Source organism: Planifilum fimeticola (assembly GCF_003001905.1).
Classification (GTDB): Bacteria; Bacillota; Bacilli; order Thermoactinomycetales; family DSM-44946; genus Planifilum; species Planifilum fimeticola.
On record NZ_PVNE01000001.1, the window covers coordinates 24953 to 39690 of the forward strand.

Genomic DNA, 14738 nt, shown 5'->3' on the forward strand with positions numbered 1-14738 from the left:
ATGAGGTATAATAATAGGTGGAATAATCAGACGGGGGACAATATTGAAAACGAGAGCCGCCTGCATCGCAACCGCTCGCGCCGCAGTCTTCGAGTCCGGATTTCCCACGGGGAAGGAGTGCTGTCCATGAAAATGATCAAGCGATTCTCTCCGGCGTTCATTTCAGTTCTCTTGTTGCTGTCGGCCGCCTGCGCCCCCAACGCGAACGCCCCCTCCAAAGCGAAGTCCTCGTCGCCGGTTGTGGTCGACAATGCCAAGGACACCTTTGTCGTGGCCATCAGCGCGGATCAGGGAACCCTGGATCCGGCGGTGACGATGGACAACTCGGCGTGGAAAATCACCTACCCCGCCTATGAACGCCTCGTCGAGTACGACGGAAGCAGCACCGAAGTCAAACCCGGATTGGCGAAGGAATGGAAAGTGAGCAAGGATGGCCGCACCTGGACCTTCACCCTGGAAGAGGGCCATCGATTTGCCGACGGAACGCCGGTGGACGCCGAAGCCGTCAAATTCAGCTTCGACCGCCTCCTGAAAATCGGAAAGGGCCCTTCGGAAATCTACGGCATCATTTCGGAAATCCGGGCGGAAAACCCGACGACGGTCACCTTTGTACTGAAACAGAACTTCCCTCCGTTCCTGTCCACCCTGGCCGCCAACTACGGGGGCATCGTGAACCCCAAAGTGATGGAACAGGAGCAAAACGGGGACCTGGGTCAAAACTATCTGGCCAACCACACGATGGGAAGCGGGGCCTATCAGCTGACGGAATGGAAAAAGGGGCAATATATCAAGCTGGAACAAAACCCCCACAGCCTGAAAAAGCCGTCCTTCAAAACCGTTTACTTTAAGATCGTCGGCGACCCCTCCGCCCAGCGCCTGCAGCTGGAAAAGGGGGAAATCGACGTGGCCGAAGGCATCCCGGTGGAGCAGATCGAGTCCGTGAAAAAGATGCCCGATGTCAAGCTGCTCCAACAGCCCAGTCTGCTGGTGGATTACCTCTACATCAACACGGGCAAAGGGAATCCGGCCCTGAAGGATCCCCGGGTTCGCCGGGCCATCAGTCACGCCATCGACTACCAATCGCTGATCGAGGCGGTTCAACAGGGGTACGCGACCCGGCTGCGCGGCCCGATTCCGAAGGGCCTGTGGGGACATGATCCCGACACTCCCGTATACGACCATGACGTGGAAAAAGCCAAGTCCCTGCTCAAGGAAGCGGGCGTCACGAACCTGACCCTCGATCTCCTGTACTCGGACAACAAACCCTGGTGGGAGACGGAAGCGCTGACGGTCCAAGCCAATCTGGCCGAAGCGGGCATCCAGGTGAAGCTGAAAAAGGTGGCCTACGCCACGATGCGCGAAATGATCGACCGCGGGGAATTCGACCTCTGCACGGGGGTCTGGAGTCCGGATTTCGCCGACCCCTTCATGTTCATGAACAATTGGTTTGACTCCAGGAATTTCGGTCTGGCCGGAAACCGCGCCTTTTACAAGAATGAAGAGATGGATCGGCTCGTCCGCAAGGCGGCTTCCATCAACAGCAAGGAAGAACGGATCAAGCTCTATCGACGGGCCCAGCGGATCGCGATCGACGAAGCGCCTTACATCTACCTCTACCAAAAGGATTTTCTCCTGCCGATCCGCAAAGAGGTGAAAGGTTTCGTGTACAACCCGATGCTCGAGGGAATCTACAACATCGCCGAAATGTCCAAATGAACGGCCCTTTAAAGGGTTCGGGCTCCGGCCCCCTTTCTTTTTTGCATAAATGGAGATCCGCCGGGTCGATCCCCGGTGATATCCCGTCTGGAGCCCGAATGCGATCCAACAGGAGTGTTTTCCCATGAAGAAAATGATCGTCAAACGCCTGTTGCTTCTCTTCCTCGTCATCTTCGGGGTGACGCTGATGACCTTTCTGATGTCCCATGTGATTCCGGGAGATCCGGCCCGGATGATGGTGGGACAAAGGGCCAGCGAGGAAACCCTGCAAAGAGTGCGCGAGCAGCTCGGTTTGGATCAGCCCCTTTGGATCCAGTATGTACGGTACCTGAAGGGACTGCTTTCCGGAGATTTGGGCATTTCCATCCGCACCCAAAAACCGGTATTGGACGACTTGATCACGTTTTTCCCGGCCACCCTGGAACTCGCCCTATTGGCCTTCCTCTTCGCCATCCTCATCGGAGTTCCGCTGGGCGTCCTGGCGGCCGTGAAAAAGGACACCTTCTGGGATCACGCGAGCCGCCTCTTCTCCATCGCGGGGGTCTCAACCCCCGTCTTTTGGAGCGGTCTGGTGATGATCCTCATCTTCTACGGATACCTGGGATGGTTCCCCTCCAGCGGGAGACTGGACATGGACGTCCATCCCCCCACCCGCATCACCGGGCTGTATCTGGCCGACAGCTTGCTCACCCTGGACTTCATCGCCTTCAAAAACAGCCTGTGGCACATCCTGATCCCCGCCCTCACCCTGTCCTACGCACAGCTGGCGATCATCACCCGCCAGGTGAGGGCCAGCATGATCGAGGTGCTGGAACAGGATTACATCCGCACGGCCATCGCCAACGGCATCCACGGACCCTTTCTCCTCTTCCGCTACGCGCTGAAAAACGCCCTCATCCCGGCCGTCACCGTGATCGGAACCTCCTTCGGCTCCCTGTTGGGAGGGGCGGTGGTGACGGAAACGATCTTCGGCTGGCCGGGCATGGGAAAATATGTGGTCGAATCCATCGCCTATCTCGATTTTCCGGCCATCATGGGGTTCTCGCTGGTCATCGCGGTCGGCTATGTCCTCATCAATCTCCTCGTCGATCTGACCTATTTTCTGCTGAACCCGCAGATCAAGGAATAAAGGGGGATCACCATGCAGGAGCAGGCCGTCGTCCGCCCCTCTCTGCCGGAGGGCGAAACCCATCCCGTGTGGCACAAGGTGAAGAACAACAAATTGATGATGGCGGGAATCCTCATCATCGCGCTCATTCTCTTCGCTTCCCTGCTCGCGCCGGTCCTCTCTCCCTACGACCCGACCAAGATTCATATCGCCGAGCGCTTTCAACCTCCCTCCTCCGACCACTGGTTCGGAACCGACGAAGTAGGAAGGGACATCTTCACCCGCATTCTCTACGGAGCCCGGCTGTCCCTCGGCATCGGGGCGGCCGTCGTGGTCGCCGCCGGTTTAATCGGCATGATCCTCGGAACGATCTCCGGCTATTTCGGCGGAACCGTCGACCAGGTCATCATGCGCATCATGGACATGATCCTCGCCTTTCCCGCCCTGGTCCTGGCCATGGCCCTGTCCGCCGCCCTCGGACCCAACCTGCAAAACGCCATGATCGCCATCGCCATCGTCAAAATTCCGGTCTATGTCCGCCTGGCGCGGGGGCAAACGCTGGAGCTGAGAGAAATGCTGTTCGTCAAAGCGGCCAAAACCTTCGGCATCCGGCCCTGGCGGATCATCGTCAAACACATCGTTCCCCACTCGGTTACCGCCGTGATCATTCAAATCACGCTGGATATCGGGGATGCCATCCTCCTGGTGGCCACCCTCGGTTTCCTGGGACTGGGGGCCCAACCGCCGACCCCGGAATGGGGCGCCATGATCAGCGTGGGCTGGAAATATCTCTTGGATTACTGGTGGTATCCCACTTTCCCGGGATTGGCCCTCTTCCTGGCCTCCGGGGCCTTCAACCTGATCGGCGACGGCATTCGCGACATCCTGGACCCGAAATCCAACTGACGGAGGAAGAGAGCATGCTGCTTGAGATCAGAAACCTGTCCGTCGAGTTCCGCGGAATCCGCGGCACCGTCCAGGCGCTGAAAGGGATCTGTCTCTCCATCGCGGAGGGAGAAATTCTGGGGATCGTCGGCGAGTCGGGATCCGGAAAGTCGGTCACGGCCCTGTCGATCCTGGGCCTTTTGGGCAAAAACGCCGCGGTCACCGGCGGAGAGGTGTTGTACAAGGGACGGAACCTTCTGGCTTTGGACAAAAAAGCGTGGACGTCCATCCGCGGCAAAGAGATCGGCATGGTGTTCCAGGAACCGATGACCGCCCTCCATCCGACGATGAAAGTGGGGAGGCAACTGGCGGAGGTGATCCGAAGGCACCGGGGGGTGTCCAGGAAGGAAGCCCGCAGGCTGGCGGTGGCCTCCCTGGAGGAAGTGCACATCCGCGACCCGCAATCGGTGGCGGAAAAATACCCCTTCGAATTGAGCGGGGGGATGAGACAACGGGTGGTGATCGCCCTGGCGATGTCCTCTCCACCCTCCCTCCTCATCGCCGACGAACCGACAACCGCGCTGGACGTGACGACCCAGCACGAAATTCTCAAACTGATGAAGGAGCTGTCGGAAAAGAGGGGGACCGCCATCCTTTTCATCACCCATGATCTGGGGGTGGTGGCGGAATTGTGCCGGAGGGTGGCGGTCATGTACGCCGGGGAAGTGGTCGAAACGGGTCCCACGGCGGAGGTGCTTCGGTCGCCCGTCCATCCCTACACCCAGGCCCTTCTGCACGCCTTGCCGGATCTGGCGGACCCTCACGAGCCCCTGAAAGCCATCCCCGGTGAAGCTCCCGATCCCCGTGCCCGGCCCGCCGGCTGCATATTCGCGCCGCGCTGCCAGATGAGGATCACCCGCTGCCAACGGGAAAAACCTTCGCTGGAACCGGTGTCGCAGAATCGCCACACGGCCTGCTGGCTTGCGAGGTGAAGAGGATGAACCCGCAGGAATTGATCCGATTTCATCGGGTGGAAAAGCGATACGGGCCCCTTCGGGCCGTTCGACAAGCCGACTTCTCGATCCGCAGGGGGGAGGTCTTCGGTTTGGTGGGGGAATCCGGCTCGGGAAAAAGCACCATCGCCAACATGCTGATCGGTTTGACCCCGCCCAGCGACGGAACCATCTCCTACATGGAAAAACCGCTCTGGAGGAAAGGGTCCTTCCACATGCCCCGGCCCGGGGAGCTGCAAATCGTGTTCCAGGACCCCCAATCATCCCTGAACCCGAGGATGACCGTCCGGGAAATCCTGTTGGAACCCCTCTACGCCTTCCGTGCGGCCGAAAGAAAGGAAAAGGGATCGCCGGAGCGCCTCGCTTCTCTGATCAAGCAGGTGGGATTGAAGGAAGAACATCTGTCCCGATACCCCCACGAGTTCAGCGGCGGCCAGCGGCAGCGCATCGCGATCGCGAGGGCGCTGATCACCGATCCTTCCTTTCTGATCCTGGACGAGCCGACATCCGCCCTGGACGTTTCCGTTCAGGCGCAAATCCTCAACCTGCTCAAGAGGCTGAAGAGGGAGCGGAATTTGACTTACCTGTTCATCTCCCACAACATGTCCGTCATCCGGTACATGTGCGACCGGATCGCCGTCATCTACAAAGGAAAGATCGTCGAGATCGCCCCGGCCGCCGAGATGTTCCGAAAACCCGGACATCCCTACACCCGCATCCTTCTCTCTTCCCTGCCCGGCGTGTACGGCAAAGCCCGGGATCCGCTCTCCTTCGCCCCGCCGGTCTCCGAAGAAAAGGCCGACGCCTGCATCTTCTATGAAAAATGCCCGCTCCGTCGGGAAAGGTGCCTGGAGGCCCCCGCCTTCGTCACCTGGGAGGGGGACTGGGGCGGCGCGTGCCACTTCCGAAACTGAGCCGATCCTTCTTTCCTTCCGCATACTTCCGAAACCGGCGGGCATGATTCTACAGGGAGGGTTGCCCGATGGACCGACAACTGGAAGACAGCATGGAAGGAAAATGGATTCCCGCCGTCTCGGTGAGATCCGGCGAGGGACAAGAGGTGACACCGGATCTGTTTTGCCTCACCGTTCAGATTGTCAATGTCGTCATGGTCGGACGTCCCGACCGGTGGGTCCTCGTGGACGCGGGGATGCCGGAATCGGCAGACGTGATTCTCTCGGCGGCCATCGAACGCTTCGGACAACACCACAAACCGAGGGCGATCATCCTCACCCACGGACATTTCGACCATGTGGGCGCCGTCGTCGATCTCGCAGAGACATGGGATGTTCCCGTCTTTGCCCACGAGTTGGAACTGCCCTATCTGACCGGCCAGGCCCGCTACCCGGAACCGGACCCCACCGTGGAGGGGGGATGGGTCGCCAAGCTGTCTCCCCTGTTCCCGAGGGATCCCGTCAACCTGGGAGACCGGGTGCGGAAGCTTCCCCCGGACGGCCAGGTTCCGGAAATGCCCGGCTGGCGGTGGATCCACACGCCGGGGCACACCCCCGGACATGTTTCCCTTTTTCGGGAAGCGGACCGGACATTGATAGCGGGAGATGCCTTTGTCACCGTCCGGCAGGATTCCCTGTACAAGGTCGTCATGCAGCAGAAGGAAATCAGCGGGCCTCCCCGCTATTGGACGACGGATTGGCCGTCGGCCCGGGAATCCGTGAAGCGGCTTCATGCCTTAACCCCCTCCCGCGCCATCACCGGTCACGGAGTTCCCGTCTCCGGCGAGGAGTTGACCGGGGGATTGGAGCGGCTCGTTCGGGAGTTTGACCGCATCGCCCTGCCGGATTACGGCCGGTACGTGGACGGCAGGAAGCACTGACCCAATACAAGCCGGGAAGGGTTTCTCATGACCCTTCCCGGCATTTTTGCGGGCTTTATCGACGACAAGGCGGAACAATGTGACCGACATCACAGGATCCGTCGCTTTCCCGGGGTAATATGGGCTTAAGCCGCTTCCTGTCGTCGTTTCAACCTCTGCGTTGAAACCTAAAGCCCTGCAAAAGGAGGAAGATTTATGGAACGGAAATTTACCGGTTCCGAAACCGTCGGTGAGATCGTCGCCGCCTTTCCCAGCGCCAGCAATTTGATGAAGACATACAAAATCGATTTCTGCTGCGGCGGCGGCCGCCCCCTGTCCGAAGCCTTGAGGCAAAAAGGAATCGACGAAAAAAACTTCCTGGAAGAGTTGAACCGGCTTCATCAACAAGCCCTGGAAAAACAACAACAGAACGTGGACTGGCGAAACGCGCCCCTTTGCGACCTGATCGATCACATCGTGCAAAACCACCATGCCTATTTGCTCAAAGAACTTCCCCTGCTCAGCGAATTTGTCACCAAGATCTTCCGGGTGCACGGCGGTGCCCATCCCGAACTGGCTCAGCTTCATCGCCTGTTTCATCAAATGAAAACGGACCTGGAGCAGCATCTGGTCGAGGAAGAGGGAACGGTGTTCCCCCTCATCAAGGAAGCGGAACGGGCGGGGACCCGAGAGGCCTTTCAAAAAGCGAACGAAACCATCGCCAAGATGGAAGACGACCACAGCGCCGTCGGCGAGCTGTTAAAAGAGATGAGGAACATCACGGACGATTACCGGCTGCCGGAAGGTGCCTGCCGAACCTACACCTTGACGTTTCAAAAATTGGAGGAATTGGAGTCGGACATGTTCCAGCACATTCACCTGGAAAACAACGTGCTGTTTCCCCGGGTGAGCGAACAAGCCTAATCCGCTCGCATCCACCGGTCCGCGCTCCGCTTCCACAGCTCCACCGCCCGCTCCGCCGGCAGGGCCTCCACTCGTCGCCCCTTTTTCCCGAGGGTCGTCTCCGCCGCGAACAGGGAATTGTGGATCGCCTCTTCGGTGGCCTCCGCCACGGCCTGAAAGCAAAGGGAGAGCAGCTCCCCGTCCTCCGGCAGGCGGCGGATCGTAAGGAAGCCGCTGTCCGGGTCGGCCGGAATCCGGTTGCCCGTCGAAAAGGCGATCGCAATGTCCCCGCTTCCGTGCCGGGCGAAGGAGCCGGTCCGGGCCAGCCCGAACGTCGCCCGCCTGGCCAGACGGCGAAGCTGCTGGGCATCCATCGGCAGGTCCGTCGCCGCGACGATGATGATGGAACCGTCGGCTTCCTTCTCCGGAGGGCGTCCTTCCATCAAGCGCCCCACCGGAACGCCGAGCAGGTGGAAATCCTCCCTTTTTCCGAAATTGGAAAGCACCAGCACGCCGATATGATACCGGTCACCGCCGACCGGAATGCGCCGGGAGGAGGTGCCGATCCCCCCTTTCCAGCCGAAGCAGACCATGCCCGTCCCGGCGCCGACGCTTCCCTCCTCCACGGAACCTCCCCGCGCCCTCCTGAGCGCCTCCCGGGCATGTTCGGGGCGGACGTGCAGCCCCCGCATGTCGTTCAGGTAGCTGTCGTTGCACTCCGCCACCACCATGTTGACCGAACCCGCCTCTTCGCCGATGCCGGCATCCCGTTCCATCAGATATTGGAGGGCTCCCTCCGTCACCGCGGGCACCGAGAAGGTGTTGGTGAGCAGTATGGGGGATTCGAGGGTGCCCAGCTCCTCCACCTGCACCAGTCCGACGGTTTTCCCGTACCCGTTGATGACATGCACCGCCGCCGGCAGCTTTTCCCGGAAGAGGCTTCCCGGATGGGGCAGGATCGCCGTCACGCCGGTTCGCACCTCTTCCCCCTGCCGGAGGGTGCAGTGGCCCACCAAAACCCCCTCCACGTCGGTGATCGCATTCTCCTTTCCCGTCGGGAGAACCCCCGCTTCAAGTCCGTAATCCCTCAAGCGTTTTCGTGCCATGGCTTCCTCCCTGCTCTCGATATTGTCCGTTTCCCAGCCTTGATCGGGCGGTGCCGGCCTCCGATTCGGCCGCCAGCCCCGTACTCGAACCCGATCACCGCGGCTCCGGAAGCTGAAGAAGCGATAAAGGCGCGCCTTCCTGGATTTTTCACCCCCGATTTTTGGACTTCCCCGCGCGTGTGTTATGATGATACAGAGAAAAGGTTACTTGCATCAAGCCGATGCACACGATCGGAGGCACACGGGATGATTCGGGAAATATCCGTGGAAGAAGCCCTCAACAATCCCCGTCTCCGCTGGGTGGACGTCCGTTCCCCCGGAGAGTTTGCGGATGCGACCGTGCCGTGGGCCGTCAACGTGCCGCTCTTCGACGACGAGGAACGGGCCCGCGTGGGGACGAGCTACAAGCAACAGGGAAGAAAAAAGGCGATTCAACTGGGGGTCCGCATCGTGTCCCCCAAAATCCCCTCCCTGCTGGAGCAGGTGGAGGAAGCGACCCAAGGGGGCGAACCCCTCATCTTCTGCTGGCGCGGAGGGATGCGCAGCAAGGCGGTCGCCACGTTTTTGGATCTGGCGGACCGGCCCGTCTACCGGCTGGCGGGAGGTTACCGGGCCTATCGGCAGTATGTCGTTTCCCGGCTGGAGTCCTACGACCTGCGCGCCCGCCTGATCGTCCTTCACGGACTGACCGGCGTGGGGAAGACGGATATCCTGCAGCGGCTTTCCCAAGAGGGCGTCCCCGTGCTCGACCTGGAGGAAATGGCGGGTCACCGAGGGTCCGCCTTCGGGACGCTGGGCGAAATCCGCCCGCGGAACCAGAAAATGTTCGATTCCCTGCTTTTCCACGCCCTGGAGCGATTCAAGGACGAGCCTTATCTGTTCATGGAGGCGGAAAGCAAGCGGATCGGACGGGTGCTGATGCCCGATTTTCTGGAGGAAGCCAAGGCGGCCGGCATACCGGTGATCGTGGAGGCCTCCTTTGACGTGCGGGTGTCGCGGATTCTCGAAACCTATCTGCGCGGGGAAACGGATCCGGACCGCCTCCAGCAACAGGTGGCGGGGGCCGTCTCCCGCATCGAGCGCCGCCTTCCTCCCGACGTCAGAAAGGAGCTGGCTTACCGGATCGGGGAGCGCGATTGGCGACGGGTGGTGGAGATCCTGCTTGAGAAGTATTACGATCCCCGCTACCTGCACTCCCAGGAAAAGGTGGAAGGAGACGCCATCCACCTGGATGCGGAGGATCTGGACACCGCCGTGGAGGCCTGCAAGGGGATCTGGAACCGCTTGAGGCGGCGGACGGCGACCGACATCCCGGTTTGACGGGAACGGTCGCCTTTATTTTTTATGCAGTTTCCCGCCATCCTCCCTTTTCTCGCCCTGTCCATCTCCGGATTTTCAGCAACTTCTTTCAATTTATATCAATATTATCCTATTTCTTGAATGTTTGTTTTGATTATAGTATAAAGAAAGATAAGAAAATATTCTCTATATATAATTATACCGATTTGCCGGGAGTCCCGCGAAGAAAGGAAGAACCCGGGATGGATCAGGAGCGGAACCGGGCTCCTTCAGAAGAATTTAACCGTTTTCTTCGGAAAAAAATGCGGTTCCTCCTCTCCGCCGGCATCTTTTTCGTCTCCTTCTACTTCCTTTTTCCCCTGCTGATCAGCTGGTTTCCGGAAAGGATGAACCGTCCCGTGTGGGGACCCTTCAGCTGGGCCTGGCTGTACGCCTTCGCCCACTTTGCCGTCGTCTGGATTCTGGGAGCGATGTATCTTCGGCAAGCGAACCGGTGGGATCGGACGGCGGAATCTCTCCGAAGGAACGAAATGTCCGAACATGCTTTGTCAACCGGTGAGTCGGAAAAGAGGAAAAGCCCGTAACCGGCGGAAAACGAGGATCCCGCGGTAAAATGTCCGGGCTGAGGAAAACGCTTTCATTTCCGAGCTAAGAGGATCGGGCCATGAATTTGACACACCTGATTTTTCTGGCCGCCATCCTGGCCGGCATCCTGATCATCACCCATTGGGCGGCGAAAACCAATACGACGCCGCAACAATTTTACATCGTGTCGGGGAATCTGACCGCCACCCAGAACGGTTTGGCCATCGCCGGCGATTTCATCAGCGCGGCATCCTTTCTCGGCATCACGGGATCCATCGCCTTTTACGGCTTTGACGGTTTTCTCTATGCCGTCGGCTTTCTCATCTCCTACCTCCTGCTGCTGTTTTTCATCGCCGAGCCCGTCCGCAGGTTGGGAACATACACCTTGGGGGACGTGATCGCCGCCCGGTTTCCAAAGCGGTCGATCCGCCTGATCGTTTCTCTCAACACCATCATGATCTGCGTGCTCTACATGGTTCCCCAGCTCATGGCCGCGGGGCTGTTCATCCAGCTGCTGCTGGGGCTGGACTACCAAATTTCCGTACTGATCATCGGCCTCTTGATCACCGTTTATGTCATGTTCGGCGGCATGATCACCACCTCTTGGGTCCAGATCATCAAAACGGTGCTGTTGATGACCGGCACCTTTCTCCTCTGTCTGCTCGTGCTCTCCCGTTTCCATTGGGACCCGGGGGCGCTGCTGGCCCGTGCGGCGGAGGAAAGCCCCTACGCCGAGGGCTTTTTCCGGTCCGGAAACCTCCTGACCCACCCCTTCGAGACCTTTTCCCTGCTCCTAACGTTGATCCTCGGCACGGCGGGCTTGCCCCACATCCTCATCCGTTTCTACACGGTTCGCGATCAAAAGGCCGTCCGGCAATCCGTCGTGATCGCCAGCTGGATCATCGGCACCTTTTATCTGATGACGCTGGTCCTCGGCCTTGGCGCAGTGGCATTGGTGGGTTGGGAGCGGCTGGCGACCGCCGACCCGGAAGGAAATCTGGCGGCCCCCCTTTTGGCTTACACCCTGGGCGGCGACTTCGTCATGGCCTTCCTCTCGGCGGCGGCCTTTGCCACCATTCTCGCCGTGATGACCGGATTGGTGATCGCGGCCACCTCCTCCTTCGCCCACGACATCTACAACCATCTTCTCCACCGGGGGAAGGCGGGAAGGAGGCAGCAGCTGAAAGTGGCCCAGGGAACCGCCGCCGTCACCGGGATTTCGGCCATCCTCCTGTCCCTGTTGATGGAGACGAAGAACGTCACTTTTCTCGTCTCCCTCGCCTTTATGATGGCGGGTTCCACCCAGTTTCCCCTGCTGCTCCTCACCCTTTACTGGCGAAAATTCACCGCCTTCGGGGCGGTTGCGGGAATGCTTGCGGGACTTCTCGCCTCCCTGTGGTTCGTACTTCCGGGAGGAACGGAGCTGGAAAACCCCGGGATCTTGGCCATTCCCCTCGGGTTCGCCGCCGCCGTGCTCGGCACTTGGCTCACCCGCCGCCCCGAGGAGGAGCGGCGGTTCGATCAAATCCTGCTGCGGGTGCATGCGGGAATCGATCCCCGGAAAGGCGGGAGCCAGGAATGCAAGAGCTGACCATCCTCCTGCTGCAACGCATCGCCTTGCTTCTTCTGTGCGCCTTTTTGCTCACGCGCATTCCTTCCTTCCGCTATCTCCTGGATTGGGAAATCAACGTCAAAACCGTCCTCTCCCACTCCGCCATCTTCGGCCTGTTCGGGATCGCCAGCACCCAGGCCGGGGTGATCTTCGACGGGGAACGCTTTTACTCCGGTTTATGGTACACGAGCTTGTCCGGAGACGAAACCCTGGTCAGCTCCGGCCTCGTGGCCGTCGTAATCGCCGGTCTACTGGGAGGTCCCGCCGTGGGATTGGGGGCCGGATGCATCACCGCCGGATACACCTTCACCCTCGGCGGCCATCTGATCGCGGCCAGCAGCCTCGTCAACCCGGTCACAGGCTTTCTGGCGGGACTCACCGCCCGCTTTTTTTCCCAGGAACGGGTGATCTCCCCCTTCAAGGCACTGTTCATCGGGATGTTTGCACCGATCCTGTACATGCACCTTTTCCTGATCTTCAGCCCCCGTCCCGAAGAGACCATTCCCTTCGTCAACGCGGTCGGCGTCCCCCTCGTGGTGAGCAACAGCGTGGGAATCGCGATTTTCACCGCCGTGATCCGCGTCGCCCTGGAGGAAAAGGAACGGGAAGCCGCCGGGGAAACGCGGAGGGCTTTCAAGATTGCCGAAACCGCTCTTCCCCATCTCCGCCAGGGGTTGAACGGACGGACGGCCCGGGAGCTGGCGGAGCTTTTGAACCGGGAGCTGACCAACGTGGCGGCGGTGGCGGTAACGGACGGAGAACGGGTGTTGGCCCATGCGGGAAGGGGAGCGAAAGGCCACGGAGAAGGGGGAACCCTGCCGCGGGAGGAGGAATCGGCCGGAATCGGAGAGACGGGACTCCGAATGGTGTCCGGCCACGAGAGGATGGACTGCGGCCGGCCGCGCTGTCCCCTGCGGGCCGCCCTGCTCATTCCCATCTTTGAAACGGGGGAGAAAGTCGGACAGATCATCCTCTACTTTCAGCGGCAACAGCAGATCCGCCCCGTGGAGATCGCCTTCGCCCAGGGGTTGGAAAAACTCCTCTCCCACCAGTTGGACATGATCGCCGCCGAAAAGGCGAAAGCGCTGCTGCAGGAGGCGGAGCTCCGCAACCTGCAGGCCCAGATCCATCCCCATTTTCTGTTCAACACCCTGCACCTGATCGCCACGCTGATCCGGGTGGATCCCGCCCAGGCACGGCGCCTCATCGTCCATCTGGGGGCCTTTATGCGCAGCAGCATGAAGCTCGCCTCATCCTCCCTCGTCCCCCTCGAGCAGGAAGAACAGCAGCTGAAAGCTTATCTGGAGATCGTCCGGGTGCGGTTCCGGGGAAAACTGGACATCCGCTACCGAAGGGAAGAGGGAATCGAACAGGTTCCGATTCCGCCGTTTACCCTTCAACCCCTGGTGGAAAACAGCATTCAACACGGGTTGAAGGACATATCCGACGGGGGGTTGGTAGAAATCGAATTAACCCGTGACCGGAAGGACAAGCGGCGGTTGCAGGTGGTGATCAAGGACAACGGCAAGGGCATTCCTCCGCACATCCTCCCCACGCTGGGAAAAATGCCTTTTCCTTCTCCGGGCGGTGAACGAAGCGGGGGCATGGGAATCTACAACGTCAACCAGCGCCTGATCCGCCTCTTCGGGGAAGAGGCCCGGCTTTGCTTTGCCAACCGCCCCTCCGGCGGCAGCATCGTCTCGTTTCAGATCCCCTGTCCGGTATCGGATGAAAGAAACCGAGGAGAGGAGGTCACCGCACATGTCGATTAAAGCGATGATCGCCGAGGATGAACATCTGGCCCGGGAGGAACTGGCCTATCTGATCCGCCAGGAAGAGGACGTGGAACTGTGCCCCAGCGCTGAAAACGGTCAACAGCTCCTTCAATTGTACCGGCGATACCGGCCGGACGTCATCTTTCTCGACATCGAGATGCCGAAACGGTCGGGCATCGACGCCGCCCGAAGAATCCGGGAGGACAGCCGGGTTTCGGACGGAACGCCCCCTCTGTTTGTCTTCACCACCGCCTACGATGAGTACGCCGTCCAGGCCTTCGACCTCGAGGCCGTCGACTACCTGCTGAAGCCCTTCGATCCGGAACGCTTGCACGAAGCGATGGCCCGCGTCCGCAAAGCGCTCCAGCTGAGCCGGGCGATGTCGGATCGGGACCGTGCCGAAACCTCCCCAAAGAAAAAAAGCGATCGTCTTCGGAACGGCAAAGAGAACCCGCCTTCGCCCTTTCCGGATTCGAAACTGCGTTCCTCCAAACTGCTGGTGGAGGACGGGGAGAAGGTGGTGGTTCTCGACCCGGCGACCATCTGTTACGCCGTGCGCGTCAACCGGCGGGTGGCCATTCACACGGAAAAGGAGGTCATCTACGCCAAGATCACCCTGCAGGAATTGGAGGAAATGCTCCGGAACTACCCCTTTTACCGTTCCCATCGGAGCTATCTGGTCAATCTCGATTACATCAAGGAAATCGTCCCCTGGTTTAACGGAGCCTGCAACCTGATCCTGAAAAACAAGGAGGACACGAAAATTCCCGTCAGCCGTTCCGCGGTCAAGCCCCTTTTCGAATTGTTGCGCCAATATTGACGTTTCAGTCGGACCTCCCTGCAATTCGCGCGCGCCAAAACGCATTTCACACCCCAATTTCCCAATGGGGTGTATTTTCTAAATATAATAGAAAAAGAGTAAG

At 59.8% G+C, this 14738-nt stretch carries 13 protein-coding genes; 12 read left to right on the forward strand and 1 reads right to left on the reverse strand.

The genetic code is table 11. The features are described 5' to 3' along the window. The first annotated feature begins 126 nt into the window (after window positions 1-126). From CLV97_RS00095 to ric, 7 genes are all read left to right on the forward strand, one after another. A complete protein-coding gene (locus tag CLV97_RS00095; protein WP_245891296.1) occupies window positions 127-1716 on the forward strand; it encodes an ABC transporter substrate-binding protein in 1590 nt (529 codons plus the stop codon). A gap of 124 nt (window positions 1717-1840) precedes the next feature. Continuing rightward, on the forward strand, window positions 1841-2845 hold the full coding sequence (locus CLV97_RS00100; RefSeq protein WP_106343490.1) for an ABC transporter permease: 1005 nt from the start codon (window positions 1841-1843) through the stop codon (window positions 2843-2845). A gap of 12 nt (window positions 2846-2857) precedes the next feature. Further along, window positions 2858-3730 (forward strand): ABC transporter permease, encoded by an 873-nt coding sequence (locus tag CLV97_RS00105; protein WP_106343491.1) that lies wholly within the window; start codon window positions 2858-2860, stop codon window positions 3728-3730. A 14-nt stretch (window positions 3731-3744) separates the two neighbouring features. Continuing rightward, the gene (locus CLV97_RS00110) at window positions 3745-4701 is read left to right on the forward strand and encodes an ABC transporter ATP-binding protein (protein ID WP_106343492.1); all 957 of its coding nucleotides are present in this window, start codon (window positions 3745-3747) and stop codon (window positions 4699-4701) included. A 5-nt stretch (window positions 4702-4706) separates the two neighbouring features. Beyond that, a complete protein-coding gene (locus CLV97_RS00115) occupies window positions 4707-5636 on the forward strand; it encodes an oligopeptide/dipeptide ABC transporter ATP-binding protein (RefSeq protein WP_106343493.1) in 930 nt (309 codons plus the stop codon). 68 nt (window positions 5637-5704) lie between these two features. After that, the gene (locus CLV97_RS00120) at window positions 5705-6556 is read left to right on the forward strand and encodes an MBL fold metallo-hydrolase (protein WP_106343494.1); all 852 of its coding nucleotides are present in this window, start codon (window positions 5705-5707) and stop codon (window positions 6554-6556) included. A 195-nt stretch (window positions 6557-6751) separates the two neighbouring features. Then, window positions 6752-7459: an iron-sulfur cluster repair di-iron protein gene (ric, locus tag CLV97_RS00125; RefSeq protein ID WP_106343495.1), complete on the forward strand. Its 708-nt coding sequence runs from the start codon at window positions 6752-6754 to the stop codon at window positions 7457-7459. Here the strand turns inward: ric and CLV97_RS00130 are convergent. Beyond that, on the reverse strand, window positions 7456-8544 hold the full coding sequence (locus CLV97_RS00130) for a DmpA family aminopeptidase (RefSeq protein ID WP_106343496.1): 1089 nt from the start codon (window positions 8542-8544) through the stop codon (window positions 7456-7458). The genes ric and CLV97_RS00130 overlap by 4 nt on opposite strands. A 246-nt stretch (window positions 8545-8790) precedes the next feature. Between CLV97_RS00130 and mnmH the strand changes: the two genes are divergently transcribed. From mnmH to CLV97_RS00155, 5 genes are all read left to right on the forward strand, one after another. Then, complete coding sequence (gene mnmH / locus CLV97_RS00135) at window positions 8791-9864, forward strand: tRNA 2-selenouridine(34) synthase MnmH (protein ID WP_106343497.1); 1074 nt, start codon at window positions 8791-8793, stop codon at window positions 9862-9864. A 221-nt stretch (window positions 9865-10085) separates the two neighbouring features. Next, on the forward strand, window positions 10086-10427 hold the full coding sequence (locus tag CLV97_RS00140; protein ID WP_106343498.1) for a DUF485 domain-containing protein: 342 nt from the start codon (window positions 10086-10088) through the stop codon (window positions 10425-10427). A gap of 80 nt (window positions 10428-10507) precedes the next feature. Further along, a complete protein-coding gene (locus CLV97_RS00145; RefSeq protein ID WP_106343499.1) occupies window positions 10508-12019 on the forward strand; it encodes a solute symporter family protein in 1512 nt (503 codons plus the stop codon). Further along, window positions 12007-13812 carry a LytS/YhcK type 5TM receptor domain-containing protein gene (locus CLV97_RS00150; RefSeq protein WP_106343500.1) on the forward strand — a complete coding sequence of 602 codons (1806 nt, stop codon included), beginning with the start codon at window positions 12007-12009 and terminating at the stop codon, window positions 13810-13812. Before CLV97_RS00145 ends, CLV97_RS00150 begins: the two co-directional genes overlap by 13 nt. Then, entirely contained in the window at window positions 13802-14635 is an 834-nt protein-coding gene (locus CLV97_RS00155) for a LytR/AlgR family response regulator transcription factor (protein ID WP_106343501.1), read from the forward strand. The genes CLV97_RS00150 and CLV97_RS00155 overlap by 11 nt, the downstream gene beginning before the upstream one ends. The last annotated feature ends 103 nt before the right edge of the window (window positions 14636-14738 follow it).